The 18,619-nt window shown below is 49.1% G+C and carries 17 protein-coding genes; 8 read left to right on the top strand and 9 right to left on the bottom strand.

Features of this window, described 5'->3' with window-relative positions; genetic code table 11:
- Positions 1-72: 72 nt before the first annotated feature.
- On the bottom strand, positions 73-2,394 hold the full coding sequence (locus tag BMY78_RS21015) for a helicase C-terminal domain-containing protein (protein ID WP_090903315.1): 2,322 nt from the start codon (positions 2,392-2,394) through the stop codon (positions 73-75).
- 138 nt (positions 2,395-2,532) lie between these two features.
- Here BMY78_RS21015 and BMY78_RS21010 point away from each other — a divergent pair, with 138 nt between their 5' ends.
- Together BMY78_RS21010 and BMY78_RS21000 are read left to right on the top strand one after the other, a co-directional pair.
- Entirely contained in the window at positions 2,533-3,030 is a 498-nt protein-coding gene (locus BMY78_RS21010; protein WP_090903313.1) for an antibiotic biosynthesis monooxygenase family protein, read from the top strand.
- A gap of 365 nt (positions 3,031-3,395) precedes the next feature.
- Positions 3,396-5,324, top strand: a complete 1,929-nt coding sequence (locus tag BMY78_RS21000) for an LTA synthase family protein (protein ID WP_090903631.1) — start codon at positions 3,396-3,398, stop codon at positions 5,322-5,324.
- Between the two features lie 502 nt (positions 5,325-5,826).
- Here the strand turns inward: BMY78_RS21000 and BMY78_RS20995 are convergent.
- The 4 genes from BMY78_RS20995 to BMY78_RS20980 all read right to left on the bottom strand — a co-directional run bounded on the left by BMY78_RS20995 (position 5,827) and on the right by BMY78_RS20980 (position 9,097).
- The gene (locus tag BMY78_RS20995) at positions 5,827-6,498 is read right to left on the bottom strand and encodes a GNAT family protein (RefSeq protein ID WP_090903309.1); all 672 of its coding nucleotides are present in this window, start codon (positions 6,496-6,498) and stop codon (positions 5,827-5,829) included.
- A 45-nt stretch (positions 6,499-6,543) separates the two neighbouring features.
- Positions 6,544-7,218, bottom strand: a complete 675-nt coding sequence (locus BMY78_RS20990; RefSeq protein WP_090903307.1) for a GNAT family N-acetyltransferase — start codon at positions 7,216-7,218, stop codon at positions 6,544-6,546.
- A 72-nt stretch (positions 7,219-7,290) separates the two neighbouring features.
- A complete protein-coding gene (locus BMY78_RS20985; protein WP_090903305.1) occupies positions 7,291-8,148 on the bottom strand; it encodes a carbon-nitrogen hydrolase family protein in 858 nt (285 codons plus the stop codon).
- A gap of 64 nt (positions 8,149-8,212) precedes the next feature.
- On the bottom strand, positions 8,213-9,097 hold the full coding sequence (locus BMY78_RS20980) for a cidABC operon transcriptional activator CidR (RefSeq protein WP_090903303.1): 885 nt from the start codon (positions 9,095-9,097) through the stop codon (positions 8,213-8,215).
- A gap of 157 nt (positions 9,098-9,254) precedes the next feature.
- On the opposite strand from BMY78_RS20980, the gene BMY78_RS20975 reads away from it, so the two are divergent.
- The 5 genes from BMY78_RS20975 to BMY78_RS20955 all read left to right on the top strand — a co-directional run bounded on the left by BMY78_RS20975 (position 9,255) and on the right by BMY78_RS20955 (position 12,666).
- Entirely contained in the window at positions 9,255-9,626 is a 372-nt protein-coding gene (locus tag BMY78_RS20975) for a CidA/LrgA family protein (RefSeq protein ID WP_090903301.1), read from the top strand.
- A complete protein-coding gene (locus BMY78_RS20970; RefSeq protein ID WP_090903299.1) occupies positions 9,623-10,303 on the top strand; it encodes a CidB/LrgB family autolysis modulator in 681 nt (226 codons plus the stop codon). Before BMY78_RS20975 ends, BMY78_RS20970 begins: the two co-directional genes overlap by 4 nt.
- A 105-nt stretch (positions 10,304-10,408) precedes the next feature.
- A complete protein-coding gene (locus BMY78_RS20965) occupies positions 10,409-10,927 on the top strand; it encodes an AbrB/MazE/SpoVT family DNA-binding domain-containing protein (RefSeq protein ID WP_090903297.1) in 519 nt (172 codons plus the stop codon).
- A gap of 127 nt (positions 10,928-11,054) precedes the next feature.
- Positions 11,055-11,750: a Crp/Fnr family transcriptional regulator gene (locus BMY78_RS20960; RefSeq protein ID WP_090903295.1), complete on the top strand. Its 696-nt coding sequence runs from the start codon at positions 11,055-11,057 to the stop codon at positions 11,748-11,750.
- A gap of 79 nt (positions 11,751-11,829) precedes the next feature.
- On the top strand, positions 11,830-12,666 hold the full coding sequence (locus tag BMY78_RS20955; protein ID WP_090903293.1) for a DNA alkylation repair protein: 837 nt from the start codon (positions 11,830-11,832) through the stop codon (positions 12,664-12,666).
- A 117-nt stretch (positions 12,667-12,783) separates the two neighbouring features.
- On the opposite strand, the gene BMY78_RS20950 is transcribed toward BMY78_RS20955, so the two are convergent.
- Positions 12,784-13,170, bottom strand: coding sequence for a DoxX family protein (locus BMY78_RS20950; protein ID WP_090903292.1), 387 nt, complete (start codon positions 13,168-13,170; stop codon positions 12,784-12,786).
- Between the two features lie 419 nt (positions 13,171-13,589).
- On the opposite strand from BMY78_RS20950, the gene BMY78_RS20945 reads away from it, so the two are divergent.
- Complete coding sequence (locus tag BMY78_RS20945) at positions 13,590-13,877, top strand: winged helix-turn-helix transcriptional regulator (RefSeq protein ID WP_062321783.1); 288 nt, start codon at positions 13,590-13,592, stop codon at positions 13,875-13,877.
- A 117-nt stretch (positions 13,878-13,994) separates the two neighbouring features.
- On the opposite strand, the gene BMY78_RS20940 is transcribed toward BMY78_RS20945, so the two are convergent.
- The 3 genes from BMY78_RS20940 to glpK form a co-directional block, all read right to left on the bottom strand.
- Entirely contained in the window at positions 13,995-14,999 is a 1,005-nt protein-coding gene (locus BMY78_RS20940) for a Gfo/Idh/MocA family protein (RefSeq protein ID WP_090903290.1), read from the bottom strand.
- 68 nt (positions 15,000-15,067) lie between these two features.
- Positions 15,068-16,726: a glycerol-3-phosphate dehydrogenase/oxidase gene (locus BMY78_RS20935; RefSeq protein ID WP_090903288.1), complete on the bottom strand. Its 1,659-nt coding sequence runs from the start codon at positions 16,724-16,726 to the stop codon at positions 15,068-15,070.
- A 392-nt stretch (positions 16,727-17,118) separates the two neighbouring features.
- Entirely contained in the window at positions 17,119-18,606 is a 1,488-nt protein-coding gene (gene glpK / locus BMY78_RS20930; RefSeq protein ID WP_090903286.1) for a glycerol kinase GlpK, read from the bottom strand.
- Positions 18,607-18,619: the final 13 nt, after the last annotated feature.

Here is an 18,619-nt window from a genome sequence, read left to right as displayed (position 1 = left end):
TCGGCCTATCCTTCAATCATGCACAGAAAAGAAAGCTGAAAAGTCTACGATCGATCTTTTAGCTATAAATCGTTATTGGGGTGAAATTCGTGTGTAGTCCTGCCATTCCTCGGGTAGCAATGATCGATACGGTTCCTCGGTGAAACGATCGTCAACCAGCACCAGTACGCCCTTGTCCTCTTCCGTACGTATCAGCCTTCCACCTGCCTGCAATACCTTGTTCATACCGGGGAAAACATAGGCATAATTGAATCCGTTACGCCCTGTCCGACTATAATAATCGCGGAGTACGTTGTTCTCCAGACCAATCTGGGGAAGTCCGGCCCCGACCACCACAACTCCATTCAGACGATCACCCGGCAGATCCACACCTTCGGAAAATACACCGCCCATAACAGCAAATACCAATCGTGTTCGTTCAGGATGTGGCTGGAACGCGTTCAGGAACGCCTCCCGTTCCTCTTCACTCATGCCCTGCTCCTGCATCACGACTTCTGCCTCGCCAGGCTGTTCCATATACGTGCCATGTACTTCGCGCATATAAGGATAGGATGGGAAAAAGACGAGCAGGTTGCTATGCGGCCACTCGGCAACCAATTGGCGCAGCATATTGGCAATAGGCTGTCTGGATCTTTCACGATCCCGGTAGCGAATCGATAATGGCAGCAATCTCACATCCAGCTGCTCCCGCTGGAAAGGCGAAGCAATACGCAGGGTATAATCCTCTTCCTCCGCACCTAGCATATCCCGGTAATAACCAAGAGGTGACAATGTCGCAGAGAAATGAATGGTAGAACGGAACCCTTTGGCAGTCTGGCGCAGCAGCACGGATGGATCCAGGCAGAACAGCTTCACTCGCACTTCACTTCGTACACATTCCGCATAAGTAATGAAGCGTTCATCGTAGAGCTTGGCAATACGCAGGAAATTCTGTGCGGTGAAATAGGCTGCCAGCAGCAATTCATCCGTCTCGGCATTTCCCGAACCGCCTTCAACAAGGCATTGCTCCGCAACCATGACAAAAGGCTCCAGCAGTTCAATCAGTTCCTCCGGCGCCTCCTGTTGCAGCAATTTGCCCTCATCTCCACCGTTTTTGCGGAGCGTAATCAGGTATTTGTCTATGGCGCCCGTTCGATCCGCAATAGCTTTGGCGGCGGTCACACTGCTGCCCAGCGTTTGGAATTCCCTTTTGACATCCAGAAAGACGGCCTTCTCCAGCTCTGCCGAAAACATCATCCGTCCCCGATCGACCAGATTATGTGCCTCATCGACCAATAATACCGTCTTGCGCTTCTGCTCCTCCAACATGCGTTTGAGCGAGATACGCGGATCGAAAATATAGTTATAGTCGCAGATCACCGCATCGGCTGCATACGCAGCATCCAGTGAAAATTCAAACGGACATACCCGATGCTTACGTGCGTACTGTTCAATAACCGGGCGTGTCATTAACGTCTCATGTTCCAGCATATCCAGCACAGCTCCGTTAATACGGTCATAATATCCTTCACACATGCCACACTGTCCCGTATCACAGGCTTCCTCTTCCTTGAAACAGATCTTGTCCTTCGCGGTCAGACTGATCACATGCATCTTCAATCCTTCCGCCTGCATCCGGGCAAAAGCCTCTTCTGCCGCCACTCGCGTCGTCGTTCTTGCGGTCAGATAGAACAATCGTTTGGCTTCTCCTTCACCAATGGCCTTGACCGTGGGAAACAGTACGGACATCGTTTTGCCAATACCTGTTGGCGCTTTCGCCATCAGACCCTGTCCCTCGCGAATTGTCTTGTATACGGCTCCTGCCAGCTTGCGCTGTCCCTCCCTGTATTTGCGAAAAGGAAAAGGCAGCTCTCGCACGCTTATATCGCGCTTCTCTTCGTACGCCACAATCATCTCTGCATATGGTGCGTAACCAGCGACCAACTCTGCTGCAAACTGTTCCAGCTCCTGCCGTTCCAGCATCCGCCGAAATCGTCTTTCCTCATTATTCACGGTGTGCACGTATGTAAGCTGTACCTGCATACGGGGTTCATCATGCTGAACGGCGTACATATAGGCATACATCATGGCCTGCGCCCAGTGTACGGGGGCCCCATCGCCCAGATCGTCCAGATTGCCGGCAGTTGATTTGATCTCATCCACCGTCAGTTGACCATCCAGACGAATCAGTCCGTCACATCGTCCCTCCACCACGTAGGTCAAGTCTCCGTGCTGCAGTTCCACTTCGAGAACCACTTCTTTCAAATCCTCTTCTGTGTAATCCTTCTGCACCCGTTGGTGTATCCGAGTTCCCTCCTGCATCGATGCATTGGTGCGGAACCCTGGACGTATGCTGCCACTACGGTACACATATTCCACCAAAGGCCTGACTGATATTCGAATTGCGGTTGTCATGCGATCACCCGTTCTGTTTGTAGTGACTATACTTTATCACGAAAAGCAGTGCTCAAACCAGCCAATCAGCGGATTGGACTCGTCCCTTCCCATATGCTATGTTGAAGTGGAATGTACTTAAATGAGGAGGCATCTTCTATGTATATCTATTTGGTTCCTTCACCAATGCCGGATGCACTTGCTGCATATCCACATCTGACGTTGCGCAGTGAGGAACAAGTTCGTTTAGCTATTGAATCGACAGAACGTCTGATGAACATCGAGTCCGATGACAACGTAGCGGCGTATGAAGCCTTCGATGCCGCAGGCTCCTGGACAGGCGGCGGTTATGCCGTTCTCAACAATATACCCGTAACCGAAGATGGACGGAATGACTTTGAGGAACGATTCAAGAACCGTGCGCGTAAAGTGGAAGACGAACCCGGCTTTGTCGGCATTCGTGTGCTTCGTCCTTTAAAGGACGATACGTATGTCGTACTTACACTTTGGCAGTCCGAAGATCATTTCAAAAACTGGAAACAGTCTCAAGCCTATAACCATGCTCACCGCAACCGCAGTACGAGTGAAGGGCTAACCGCACAGAAGCCCACCATGTTTCCAAGACCTTCTTTCGTCACGACATTCACCATAGAGTAACGAACGGGAGCAAACCTGATCTAATGGTCCAGGATTTGTGTACAAATTTGCAGATATACTGTGATCACATTTGGACAAGCATCATTTAATTATTTATACTTTAAAATGATTCCCCTTCCGCCTCTTCCTCAATGGAAGGGGCTTTTTGTATACGTGAGGTCATGAATGACCCAAATTCCTCTCTGCTTTTTTCCAATAATTTAAAAAATTGAGCAACCAAGAAGTTCGGTGCTTTTGACACGACATGCCATGAGATAGCATAATACTTGTTAAATGAAACTTCGGAAAGGAAGGAAGGTGGTAACTTGTCACGCAATTCACTCACCCGGTTTCTAAGCGGACCGTTTATCGTGTTCACCGTTATTATGATGATCAAAAGCTCTCTGGCCTGGATTGTGATCTTCGATGACATCCCCGTCTGGAAACCGCTGCTGACAGAGTTGCCGCTGATCTGGATCTGCTTCTGTCTGATTGAATGGTTCGCAGCCAAACGCCGGATGTGGCTCTATCTCGGACTAAATCTGGTGTTATCGGGCATCTTCTTCGCAGCGATCATGTATTACAAATATTATGGTGTCATTGTCAATTATCACGCGCTCGCACAGGTTAATCAGGTAACCTCTGTCAAGAGCAGCATGTTCTCTTTGCTCGATCCGTATTATTTGTTTATTTTTGCAGATGTTCTGGTTATCGCGGGAATTCTGATTCGTCGGCGGATCAAGCTCGGCGGGACTGAACGTCCAGGCAGAGTGCCGCTTGAACGAAGCGCCAGAAGACGGATCGCCTCGGTCATTCTGGTTCTGTCGATGATGCTGTGCATGCTCAACATATACCCCAATCGGGCGAGTATGAGCGAGATTACACAGGCGGAGCAGATGGGGATTCTCGGTTACGAAGCGTACACCATCCTGGCTGATCGGCCTGACAAACCCGTGCCCCTCGATCAAATCGATCAGAATCATATCGACGAGATTAAACAAACGACAGCACTACCCGCTGTTGTGGAGGAAGGTGCAGCCAAAGGACGCAACGTCATTGTCCTCCAGCTCGAATCATTTCAGAACTTCCTGATCGGATTGCAGGTGGATGGACAGGAAGTCACACCCCATCTGAATAAGCTCGCTGGTCAAAGCCTGTATTTCCCGAACTTTTATCAGCAAGTGGGACAGGGAAATACGTCGGATGCCGAGTTTGTGGTGAATACATCGTTTTATACACCGCCTAACGGAGCCGCAGCTACTGTCTATGCCAATAAGGAATTGCCAAGTCTGCCCAGACTGATGTCCGCGAACGGTTATCAGACAGCCACATTCCATACGAATGATGTGCACTTCTGGAATCGCGATCAGTTATACAAGGCGCTTGGATTCGACCAGTATTATGACATCAATTATTTCGGAACAGAGGATTCCATCGCCTTCTCGGCATCGGATGAAGTGTTGTACAGCAAAACACTCGACAAACTCGAGGCCATGCAGGCATCAGGGTCACCTTTCTATGCACAAATTATATCTATGTCTGCACACCATCCTTACCATTTGCCAGAAGATAAAAAAAGTCTGACGTTGCCGAAACGGTACGTTAATACGTTGCCAGGGGATTATCTTGTGTCCCAGCATTATGCCGATCAGGCGGTGGGGCAATTTATTGAGGGACTTAAGGAACGTGGACTATGGGAAAATAGCTTGCTGGTCGTTTACGGTGACCATCTGGGTCTGCCTATCTACTCGCTGGATCGGACTGACGAGAAGCTGATGCAGGAAATCTACGGTCGGGAGTACACATCTGCGGACATGATCAATATTCCACTCATCATCACGGCTCCTGGCATCACGCCGGCAGCTCAGCTGGAACAGATCGGAGGACAGGTGGATATTCTGCCAACGATCGCCGGGTTGACCGGTGCCTCTCTCCAGAACCAACTGCATTTCGGGCAGGATTTGCTGCGTGAGGGAAATAATCTGCTGCCAGAGCGCTATTATCTGCCCTCCGGTTCCGTACTGAACGACGCTTCACTGTTCGTTCCTGAGACGGGGTACGGTGATGGTACACATTACTCTCTTGCGGATGCCGGGAGACAGGATGTCGTTTCGGCAGAGCTTAATCAGAAGAAGGGGACGAATCCGGACAGTCTGAAGGATGAATCGTCCGTGCCCGCATCTGCCATACCATCTGAAGAGGAATCAACCTCTTCCGAATATATTACGAAGGAACAGTACGAACGGGCTTTGGATCTTCTACACTTGTCCAACAGTTATCTGAGTCAGTTACCGAATCGAAATGACGTTAAATAAAAATTAATCGTTAAATATTTGTTTATAGACTTTATTAACAATGAACTAATTATCTAGGGTATGTCCTCAAATTCAGGTAAGCGATATGATGAGAGATGTCAGGATGTCAGCATACCGAAAGTAATGTTTCGCCCCTCTGAGGTACGATCTTGCCGATCCTGGCGAATGGGTAGACGATTTTCTAAGGAACTCGGGACGTCTTATTTGACCTTTAGGTCCTCTTTATACATTGTTAAGAACATCAGACACGTTATTTTCCAAAATACCCCGAAAAAACGCTGCAAACAGCTGTTTATTCTGATATAGCGTGTCTCAGGTTCCTTAGATTTCGGCAGACGTTTCAAATCCCTGAATAAGGCACCTCAGATTCGTTAGGGCAATAACCTTAATGAAACCGGAAAGGCCCATTGAACAGAACCGATCACGGTCTGATTAACGGGCCTTTTCTTGGTTTTATTGCTGCTCAGAACATTACAATCACCAGTGACGGTCCTGCTCCCGTTTACAACGGCAGTAGTGCAACCGACTTGCGAGCAGTCAATTTCTCTACCATGGCAAGCCATTCTTGCGGTTTGTTCGGTAGCACCGCATAATATCGATTCAGGAAATCAGCCACCAGACTGGCTGGCAGTTCACCAAGCGACTCATCTCCTGGCATAAAGCACAGGTCCAAGCCGCCAACCGCTTCCCCGTCCCCTTGCCAGGATGGATGAACATACGGGAAGTCCAGACGCTGGTATCCCAGATGAGACAATACTTCGCGACGTACATACGGGTCCATTGGCTTGATGCCGCCAAACTCGTGATCTTGACTCAGATAAGGGTTATAGATTTCGGCAAACATGCCGAACAGCTCTTTTCCGTTTGCCGCAGCCAACTTTTGCAGATCACGCTTGCGGTGATTCGCCAGGAAACTGCCGATCCCCAGTCCTTCGCGACTAATAATGGTAAAGTCTGTCATGGCTACGTTCCAATCCTCGTAATAACGGTACTCTGTCGCTCCCACAACTTGTCCTTCATGCACAGCCACGAACACCCGAATACCCGGATCTTCCAACGGTTCTGCCCACAGGGGGAAGTCCAGCACTTCTTCTCGCGGGAAGATCTCCTGCATCAGCTTGTGCATCTGGGCAAACAGTGGATCGTTGATGGATGTAATGCGCGTGAATTCCATGGAAAAATGCCTCCTCAATTGATGATGTATTTCATTTGATATTTTTTATTTAAACGGATTCCGCCACTCCATCAGGGCTGCATAGTTGCAGGATTCCTCATCGTCCAGATAGTCTGCGGTCACACCAACCGGCATGCGGCCACAGCGAAGCAGGAACGATATCACCGGATCACGCCTCTCGCCCGCCGCCACTTGGTCCAAATATTCCTGCGCAGACAGTTGGTCTGCAACCAAATGATAACCGGGCATTCTACCAGCACCTAGTAACCGATCCATACCCTGTGCAATCACTAGGTGGTACATCGCCTGCATCATAAGCTGAGCCAGTCCCCATTTGCGGTACTTTGGACGAACATTGAGATCGACAATATACAGCGTGTTGCCATCCGGGTTGTGGTTACGAATATAGCCGTCATCCGTTACTTCGGCCCAGGTATGACTTGCTGGATGTGCAGGGTCCCACTGCATCCGCAGCGAAGTCATCGAGCCGGCCAATTCTCCATCCACTTCAATACAGATGGCACCTTCCGGGTAATGCTGCACATGACTGGTGAGCTGCTCGTGACTCCAGAGCAGCTCTTCCGGATAAGGTGGAGGGAAACTCTCCGCCTGAATGCGAATGAGTTCCTCATAGTCGGCTGCAACATAATTGCGAACGACTGCCTTTACCCTTTTGCCACTCTGGTCTGGGTCGGTAATCAGCATTTCTTTGGTATACATGTTGCCGGATCTCCCCTTTCCACTGACAAATAAATTCCAAGCTCTGTTTCGTTCGGTTATAAAAGTAGCTCGCTACTTCCAATCGGTATACAGATCAGTGCGGCGGTCACGCCAGGTCGTTACCGATCCACGTTCGCGCACCTCATACAACAAGTCCAAATCCAGATCGGCGGTCACGATCATATCATTGTTAATCTCACCCTCGGCCAGAATGCCACGTGGCGGGAATGGGATATCATTCGGCGTAATAATTGCAGCCTGTCCGTAGTTGGCACGCATGAAATCAACCGTCGGCAAGTTGCCTACCGTTCCGGTTAACACAACATACACCTGATTCTCCACCGCGCGGGCATGACTCGTATAACGCACACGGTAGAATCCGTGACGATCGTCCGTACAGGAAGGACAGAAGATCACGTCAGCGCCTTTGGCTTTGGCCATCCGTACAATTTCCGGGAATTCAATATCGTAACAGGTCAGCATGGCAATACGGCCTTTATCCGTGTCGAACACCTCAAGTCCATCTCCGGGAGCCATATTCCATTCCTGTACTTCGGTTGGTGTAATGTGAATCTTGTCCTGGCGCGCGATGCGACCATCCGGATAGAAGAGATGGGCTGTGTTGAACAGCTTCCCTTCACGGCGAATGACGTGGGTTCCCCCAATGACATGCATGCTGTACTGGGCAGCAAGTGATGTGAATAGTTGCTCATATTGCTCCGTAAAGTTCGGCAGATCCTCAATTGTCAGCGCATTACCTTGTTTGTCCCCAATGGACATTAACTGCGTTGTGAAAAATTCCGGGAACAGCACAAATTCGGTTCCGTATTCACTCGCTGTCCGTATGTAATGCTCAGCCTGAGCGGCGAACTGCTCAAACGAGCTGATTGTGTGCAATTGGTATTGTACAGCGGATACCCGCAGTTTCATGTTCGTACACCTCCACTATAATTATGCTTCCATTGTAACAACGATCCGGGGTCAACAAAAGAGTTTACTCACTCAGCATGGACTGTGTAAAACTGATCCACTCCCGGGTTGCGAAGGATAAATATCGGTCTTTCCGCCAGATCATGCCGAGCTGCCAAGGAATCACAGGTTCCATCACGGGTATAATGCGCACACGCATATGATCCACCTCACGGCAGATCGTCTCTGGCAGCAACGCCACGCCCAGATTGGCCGCTACCATCGCACTGAGCAGATCCCACTGGGAGCTCTCATACACTACCCGAGGTTGAAATCCCACATGCTGACAAGCGGCGATAATCCGGTCATGCAGCGCAAAATCCTCCCGGAACAGCACAAATGAGTCATGCTCCAGTTCACGCAGCGCGATCGACTCTTTACCCGCAAGCGGGTGCGAAGGATGTACGAGCAGATTCAGCTTCTCTTTTACAAAAACAAAATGATCCACCAATTCATCCACCGTCGGAAGAACGGCAACACCAATATCCAGTGCACCGCTGATCACGTCGGCCTCCACTTTTTTCGCACCATCCTCGAACAGCTGAATGGTCACCTGCGGATAGGCTTTGTGAAACTCACCGATAATCATTGGGAAAAAGCTGGACCCCACCATCGGTGGCAGACCAATCCGAAGATGTCCTTTCTTCAGATTCATTAGATCGTCCAGCTCGGACGATAAGCTGCGGAATGACTTTTCAATCTCCAGCGCCTGCCGGAAAAAGACATGCCCAGCATCCGTCAGCGCTACCTTCTTGCCATACCGATCCAGCAGCGTTACGCCCAATTCGTCTTCCAAGCTTTTGACGGTTTTACTAATGGTCGGTTGTGTAATGAACAGCACTTCGGCCGCTTTGGTGAAGCTTTGCTGCCGAGCGACTTCCAGAAAATATTGCAAATGGCGGATATCCATCGTCTGATCCCCGTCTCTCATAGATAAATGGAATGGTAAACATTCTTAATATGCATTTTACTCATGAAAGAATGCGATGTAAAATTTGTGATATCAAGTGAAACATTTTCATAAACAACTCAAAATCATCACGTTCATTATACAAGGAGGGATTGAAGTGAAGAAATGGGGCCTTGGCATTTTGCAAGTTGCGCTCTTGATGGCCTTTTCACTGCTCATGGACCAGTTGGCCCGTGCTCTCCATCTACCTATACCAGGTTCCATACTTGGCATGATCGTACTGTTCATTTTGCTTCAGACCCATGTCGTGAAGCTGCGCTGGATCGAAATTGGAGCCGCCTGGCTGCTCGGTGAGCTGCTGCTGTTCTTCATCCCGTCAGCCGTTGGAATTATGAACTACATGCCCATGCTGGAGCAAGACGGATTGCAAATTCTATTTATTGTTCTGCTTAGCACATTTCTGGTCATGGCCTGTACGGGCCTTGTTGCCACCCGAATCGCCAAACGAAAGGAGCGTCACACCGGATGATTGGGTTCCTCTGTCTCTTGTTAACCGTCGGTATTTACTGGGTCGCCAAACGCATGTATCGCAACCTTCCCAAAGTGTATCTGTCTCCGCTGCTGATTACGCCACTTCTTGTCGTCGGTGTGCTGCTCGCAACAGGTACGGATTACGCTGCCTACAGCAGTGGTGGTAAATGGCTAAGTTTGCTGCTTCAACCGGCAACGGTGGCCTTCGCCATACCGCTTTATACGTTTTTCCATGTACTCAAAAAACATATTTCCGAGATCGTCTTCAGCGTTATGACAGGCTCCGTGGTAGCGGTCCTCTCGTCTGCCCTGCTCGCCAAATGGCTGCGCCTCGACTCCGGACTCATTCATAGTCTGATTCCGAGATCGATCACGACCCCTATTGCGATGAACGTATCGGCTACCATTGGAGGCATTCCGGCCGTTACCGCGGTTTTTGTCATCATGACCGGTCTGCTGGGGGCGATTATGGGGCCATCCATTGTAAAAATGCTGCGTATTGATGGCGAGATTGCACGTGGTACGCTGCTTGGAACCGGTGCCCACGGAACAGGCACATCCAAAGCATTTGAGCTCAGTTCACTGACTGGAAGCATCTCCAGCATCTCCATGGTACTGGCTGCATTGTTCACATTGGCGGTTGCACCCCTACTATCTAAACTTATTTTCCCATAATAGATGGAATTAACCCTATTTCTTGAAATATTATTGTTGTATTAAAGCCCTTTCTTCCTTACAATAAGGACAGGTTTTAATTGTGAATATTGCGGGGGAGATGCGATGAAAAGAACCGGAATGAAGAGATCTCTGGACCGCCTTGGACGAATTGTCCTTCCCAAAGAAATGCGGGATACGATGGAAATCCATATCGGCGATCCGCTCGAGTTTTTCATTGAAGGGAAAGAGTTGATTTTGAGAAAGTACAAATCAACGTTGTGTGTGTTTTGCGGTGATGTGGATACGGAAATGTATTTCAAAGAGCAATTCATCTGCCGGACGTGTGCAATTCAATTAAAACACCCGGATGACACTCCCGAATGGTTCGTTCCTCAGAACAAACAGGCTCCTGCACCCGTGGAGCGTCCTGCTACCGAATCCGCCACAGTCTCGTCTCCCGCATGGGAAGAAGGGGCTACAGCTGCCAACCAAGAGTACCCGGACCTGCGGCCGAAGACGGCACGCATGCTGCAACAAATGAAGGAAATCGTTGAACAGAATCCCGGTTTGGCTCAACAGCAAATTGCGGAAAAGCTTGGCATTAGCCAAGGACGCGTCTCCCAACTTAAAAAACTACTATAATAGGAATTAATTCGATTATTTATAATCAGGAGACCTTCCGTTTCAAGAAGTCCCGTTGCAAGAGAACCCGTTGAACTCCGTGGGTTCTTCTTTTTTTTATTTTCATTCGGTAAGGGAAAGGAATGCTATGGATAAAATCCTCTATTTATCACAATTCAATCTGATGTCCTCTTTGTCCGAGGCAGACCTGATCGAAATGGACAGCATGACGTCCATCACGACCTTGGCCAGGAATACGCTGATCCAGACACCGGATACATATTCGGAAGGTTTTTATTTTGTGAAAAAAGGGAAAGTCCGCCTGTACACATTATCGGAAGAAGGGAAACAGTTTACTCTCGATATTTTGAAGGAAGGAAATGTGTTTGGGGAAATGAACGGCATTTCACTTGGCACACGTTCCGTATATATCGAAACCCTGGAGGAATGCGATATTTGCCTGATGAACAGGCAGCGTTTCGAACAATTTCTGATTGAACACCCCGAGTTTATGTTGAATCTGATGAAAGTACTCAGCGAACGGATCAAGGGCATGAGTGCATTGACACAACAGCTGGCCTTGGGTAATCTGCATGACAAAATTATGCATAATCTTACTCGACTGGCGGATCAGATGGGGTGGGTGAACGAAGGAGATTATGGTCGGATCAACCTTGTACTGACCCATCAGGAGATTGCCTGGATGGCTGGGGCCACGCGTGAGTCTGTCAGTGTTGCCCTGCAAGATCTTGCACGGGTTGGCCGTATTCGTACCGGATTCAAATCCGTCGCTCTGCATCGTAATGAACTATCCGCTTCATGCACAGCTAACACCCAGTTGTAAGCCACATTACATCTCTATCCTGCTGCCAATTGTATCGTGTAGATGATGAATCCACATACATGCAAGGAGGAGTACGGCGATGGATGTACAGAAAGAACTGCATATACCCGAGGATGTTCTGCTTCGCAAAGGCGCCCGTAAAGGGATTGAGATCCCGGATCATATCCGCAACCTACTTCAATCGGGGCATATCGAATCCGTAAATTTGACGGAGTGGCTCGCCGTTGATCACATTCTCCTTTTTCAGCAGGTCGCTCATGAACGGGGAATGGATGTCGATACCCGGGAAATGAAGGAACAGCTAACACAGATGAATGAGCAGCGAATCATGAAAATCATTCCGACCATCGCCGCGAACTGGCTCAACCTTCTGGAACGAATGGAGGAAAAGGAGCGAGTACGTCATTTTCGTTCCTTTGCAGAGCACCGTTCAGACAGTGTACGCTGCTGGGCAGCCTATATCATCGGATTGGATTCCCGCTTAAGCTTGATTGAAAAACTGGATCGTATCCGTCCCTTTGCCGCAGATCATCACTTTGGTGTACGAGAAATTGCCTGGATGGCTGTTCGACAGCCGATTACGGCTGAATTGTCGGAAGCGCTGGCGTTTCTCATGGACTGGGCGATCGATCCCGACCCACTGGTTCGGCGGTTTGCCATAGAATCGACAAGACCGCACGGTGTGTGGGCCAAACATATTCAGGAGTTGAAAGAAAACCCTGCGATAGCTCTGCCTCTGCTGAACCATGTGAACTCTGATGCTCATAAATATGTACAGGACTCTGTCAGCAACTGGCTGAACGACGCCGCCAAAACCAACCCGGATTGGGTTCGTCAGGTGTGCGACACCTGGATCGAGCAATCGGATACCAAGCATACGCTGCGGATTATCACCCGTGGCCAAAGAAGCCTGTAATCTCAAAGCATTCCTTTCGAGGGACAGCCCCTTCGATAATAAAAAAGATGACTACCGCTCCATTGCAGTGGTCATCTTCTTCATATTGGAACATTTGAATCCAAATCAATCAAACTCTTAGACCTGCACGAGATCCATATCCATTTCTTCTGCTTCCAGTTTACGCATCCCCATAATCAGAACGACAATGTTGGCAACCAGCAATACCGCCGGGAAAGGAACAGCCGTATATTGCCCGTAAATTAGATGACTCCCCACAGCACCAATCAGAATGAACGTCAATACGCCTGAAGCCAGAATACGAGTACGTGGAATCAACAGACCCACCGCACTGAGCAGCTCTACTGCACCAATGAGATACATCGTCCATATAGGATAGGAGAAACCTTCGAAAGTCTGTACCATCATCTCTGCTCCACTAACCTTGTTTAAGCCTGCCATTACAAACATACCTGCAAGCACAACCAACGCAATATATCCTAAAATTCTTATGCCTTTGTTCATATGTATAATCCTCCTGAAAGTGAATGTCCATATCCATCTGTTGTATAAAAAGCAATCTATGTAAAAGTTACAACGTAACTCTATTTTTAAAATGGGTAATTTGCACTGCGAAATTGATATGTGCTGATATTATACATATTAATAATCATTAACTTACTTTTATGAAGTGAGTATATAATAATAACATTATTTATTCAAGTAATTTTTTGACGAATAGTGTATAATACATACAAAAGGTATGTTACAGTACATTTTGTAGTAACATGTTGACTTCATTGTCCCTTACTTTGGTCAGAGCGGCAGAAAGCCACGCACTTTTATATATACGAGGAAATCCATCCATACTTAATTGAATCGAGGTGAACACGTTGAAGCTGAGAAAAGTAAAATCACCAAGTCCTTGTCTCATTACTCAGGCCATGGATATCATCGGTAAGAAATGGGTGCTGCTCATCATGTACCAACTGTTATCCGGACCCAAACGATTCACAGAACTGGAAGCAGAAATGGCGATTAGCGGTCGGTTGTTATCCGAACGTCTGAAGGAAATGGAAATGGAAGGTATCGTAACCCGGCATATGTATCCTGAAATTCCGCCTCGCGTAGAGTATGAATTGACGCCCAAAGGCAGAGCTATTGAACCCGTCATCAATCAGATTTACAACTGGTCCTCAGACTGGTTGAAACAGCAGCAGTCTACTAAGTAGCCAGATTCTGATTCATGTACAACACAAAGACGCCTGAATTGAACTGATCTTCGGATCAGTCCAGATTCAGGCGTCTTTTTCACGCATTTATATTTCTTGTTTAAGTTATAAAAAGGATTAATGCGAGAGGTGTTTGGATGGCTGAAGCTGTACCGGCAATCCCGAATCTGCCGACACCAATGCCGCCGTTGTAATTTCCTGCGTACGGCAGGCATCCGCATAATCGGACAAAATCCGTGAACGATCTCCGGTACGAAGGGCGTGAATAAACGCTTCATTTTCCCGCTCATACGGGTTATGCCCTGCGGGAATCTCCAGACCTGCCATCGCATGAGGGGCAGCACTTGGCAGAAGAAGACGTTCAGGTGTCCAGTCCCATACTCCGGCATCCGTGTAGAACTGGAGCCCTGCACCGCCCTCACCATCTGGCAGCAGGCAGGTGTTGGCAATGCTTGCGATCGCTCCATTCTCCAGCTTAAGCGTTACATTCGCCACATCAGCTACCGTGACATGCTCATGCTTTTCATGCATACTGCGTTGGGCCGCTACAGCGTATACCTCTGTCACTTCACCCGCACAATACCGCAGCAAATCCACGATATGGGTCGTCTGTTCCACAAACTGTCCCCCGGAGCCTTCCTGACGGCGCCACCAGGCGACTCCTGGCATTCCGCCCATCCAGCGCCCAAGCGCCATGCCGACGGTCTGCTCTTTCATCGCTTCTTTCAGTACCAGTGCAGCCTCCTGATAACGGAAATGATAACCTACCGAGGTCAACAATCCAGACTTTTGTACCTGATCCAGCACCTGACGAGGGATATCCATGCCTGTACTTAGCGGTTTCTCCACCAGGAACGGGATACCCCGACGAATCAATTCAGTTTCAATCGATCCATGAGACATCGGAGGCACACAGATATAGACTGCATCCAGCTTTTCACCATCCAGCATATGTTCAAGTTCACCGTAGCCAACAGCATCATAGACGGAAGCCATAGCCTCCGCCTTCTCCAGCGTTGTTCCACAGACAGCTGCTACACGAACGCCTTCCATTCGTGCCAGAATATCTGCATGTACCTTGCTGAACCAACCTGTTCCAATGATTCCAATCTGTAAAGTCATAGATGTAATCCCCTCTCCTTGTTACACGCTTACATGTTCCATTCGACCCCCAGATGCGAAATCCTGCATTACATTTTGCCCGATGCTTCCAAGAGCAGCTGATCCAGTTCATTCGCAAACCGTATCGCTTGTTCCTCCGGCCAATCCAGGCGTTCAGCCATATACTGAATAACCGCTGCCTTATACTGACGGACTTCGTCAATGCGGAAAAACAGGTCTCCGGTGCGTCTCACAAAAAAGTCCGCCGGTGTCACAGCCATCTCCTCGTCAATGGCATAACGCAGCATTAGCAGCAGTTCCTGTGGCATACCATGCAGCTCGGCCTTTGCCCGCGGATCAGGCATCCGCTCATACAATGCGTCCACATTGGAACCATATACTCGTGCTAATCGCTCAGCAGCAGATCGATCAAGTCCAAGTGCGACGCCATCCTTAATCTTGCGTTCAGCATACGCACCAAATCCGGCGGAACCGCCAACATGACCTCCAGAGATCGGCATCTTTTTCGTTATACATGGTCCAACGGATCTCCCCGTCTCCTGCTCCAATTGGCGAGCAGCGAGATCAACAACCATCTCGGCCATTTTCCGGTACCCTGTTAATTTACCCCCGGCAATCGTGATCAACCCCGAATGGGCTACCCACACTTCGTCCTTGCGCGAAATTTCGGAAGGCCCTTTACCCTCCTCATGGATTAACGGACGCACGCCTGCCCAACCGGACTCCACGTCCTCGGCTCGAATCCGAACACCCGGAAACATGCCGTTGACGGCATCGATGACATAATCACGGTCTGCCTCGGAGATTAGCGGGTGTGCGGGATCATCTTCGAAGACGGTATCTGTGGTTCCTACATAGGTTTTCCCATCCCTCGGAACAGCAAAGACCATTCGTCCATCCGGTGTATCAAAATATACAGCCTGCCTTAACGGGAACCGCGTACCGTCGAATACCAGATGAATACCTTTCGTCATCTGCAGCGTTTTGCCCTGGCGGGACCCATCGATCTTGCGCAGCTCATCCACCCATGGACCGGAAGCATTAATCACCTTTGTTGCCTGCAAATCATACGATTGACCGCTGATCTGGTTCACAGCCTGAATACCTGTAATAACGCCATTCTCCTTCAGGAATGCTGCTGCTTTTACGTAGTTCACGGCCTGTGCACCGCGCTGCACTGCTTCCTTCATCACTTCAATGGTAAGCCGGGCATCATCCGTTCGGTATTCCACATAGCGTCCACCACCCAGCAGTCCGTCCTTGCGCAGCAAAGGTTCACTGTCTGAGACGGCCCCGGCTTTTAACATCTGACGTCGTTCACTACGTTTTACTCCGGCAAGTCGGTCATACACCATCAGGCCAATGGATGTGCTGAAGCGGCCAAAGGTACCCGCCGTATAGATGGGGAGCAGCATCGGTTCGGGTGTCGTCACATGCGGTCCATTCTCGTACACCACCGCTCGCTCCCGTCCCACCTCAGCCACCATTTTCACTTCAAACTGCTTCAGATACCGTAGACCGCCATGCACCAGTTTGGTCGAACGACTGGATGTGCCTGCCGCAAAATCCTGCATTTCCACCAGTGCTGTCTTCAATCCGCGGGAAGCTGCATCGAGCGCAATCCCGGCTCCCGTGATTCCCCCACCAATAATCAATATGTCAAAATGTGCATTCGCCATCCGATCCAAATATTCCGTACGCTTTTCCGCCGAGAACGATGCTGTCATGCCGATCCCTCCCATTCATTACCTTTGTTTTACCCACAAAAGCACAAAAAAAGACCACGTCATTCGCTTCAGCAATTGCTGAGCGGTACGTGGTCTCTCCCGATCTCCAGACATCATTTTTTTAACTTGTGACTTAATCCTATCACACATTTAAGGCGGCGTGAAGGCCTGAAATGACACATTATTCAAAAAAATTTCAAAAAGTTGTTCTGCCTGCGGATGGAATTTCAAACTGATCCACTAATCATTTATTTTTCCTTATAGTGGGTATATGTTTTCTCTTCTCCAGGAAAATAACCCCTGTAAGTTATGCATCATTTTCCACCAATAAATATCATTTATTGTAGAACTTTATCGAAAAAGTACAAATGCCCATTTGAAATATAATTCACTCATTTGAACACCATCGCTGCCTTCACAGCACGTTGCCACCCTGCATACCGTTCTGTACGCTCTTCCTCCGCCATAACCGGATGGAAGACACGCTCCGTATTCTCGTGATTCGCCAATTCATCCGCGCTGTCCCAATATCCTACTGCCAGTCCTGCCAGATAAGCCGCACCTAATGCCGTCGTTTCGTTCACATTGGGGCGCTCCACAGGAATATTCAGAATATCACTTTGGAATTGCATCAGAAAATCATTGGCAGCCGCTCCCCCATCCACACGCAAGGCATTCACCGGCATACCTGAATCGGATTCCATTGCCTCCAGTACATCCTTGGTCTGATACGCCAGTGCTTCCAGAGTTGCACGGATAAAGTGTTCTTTGGTGGTTCCACGCGTCAAACCAAACACCGCTCCCTTAACTTCACTGTCCCAGTAAGGGCTGCCCAGACCCACAAATGCAGGGACCATATAAACACCGTCTGTAGAGGGTACACGTGCCGCATAGTCCTCACTGTCTTTTGAGGAACGAAGCATCCGTAAGCCGTCACGCAGCCACTGTACCGCCGAACCTGCGACAAAAATACTGCCTTCCAGCGCATACTCGATCTTGCCATGAATGCCCCAGGCGATGGTTGTAATCAGCCCATGGTTGGACTGTACGGGTTGTTCTCCAGTATTCATGAGCATAAAACATCCGGTGCCATACGTATTTTTCATGCTCCCCTTCGTATAACAGCCCTGACCGAATAATGCCGACTGCTGATCTCCTGCTGCTCCGGCAATCGGAATCCGATGACCGAAGAAGTGGTAGTCAACCGTATGTGCGTAAACCTCGGATGAACCGCGCACTTCCGGCAGCATGGCTTTGGGAATATCCAGAATGTGCAGCAATTCCTCATCCCATTGCAGATCATAGATGTTGTACATTAAAGTGCGAGAAGCATTGGATACATCAGTGACATGTGTACCACCGCTCAGCTTCCAGATCAGCCAACTATCGATCGTACCAAACAGGAGCTCACCCTTCTCGGCACGCTCGCGAGCATCTGGCACATGATCCAGAATCCACTTTACCTTGGTTCCCGAGAAGTAAGGGTCAATGAGTAAGCCCGTTTTGCGATGAAAAAGGTCACCCAGGCCCTTCGCCTTCAACTCATCACAAATGTCAGCCGTTTGTCTGGACTGCCAGACCACTGCATTATAGATGGGCCGGCCCGTTTCTTTGTCCCATACCACAACCGTTTCCCGCTGGTTCGTAATGCCGATGCCGGCAATCTGGACCGGCTTGATTCCACTTTCGGCCAGACATGAAGCCATCACTGCCAGAATGGAGCTCCAAATTTCATTGGCGTTCTGCTCCACCCAGCCCGGCTTGGGAAAATACTGCGGAAATTCCTGCTGTGCAATATGCACAATCTCCCCGCTCCGGTTAAATAAAATCGCCCGGGAACTCGTCGTCCCCTGATCCAGTGCCATAATATATTTTTCCATACAGACAACCTCC

The sequence above is a fragment of the Paenibacillus sp. OK076 genome (assembly GCF_900110055.1).
Lineage (GTDB): Bacteria > Bacillota > Bacilli > Paenibacillales > Paenibacillaceae > Paenibacillus.
This window is presented reverse-complemented; position numbering and strand designations above follow the sequence as displayed.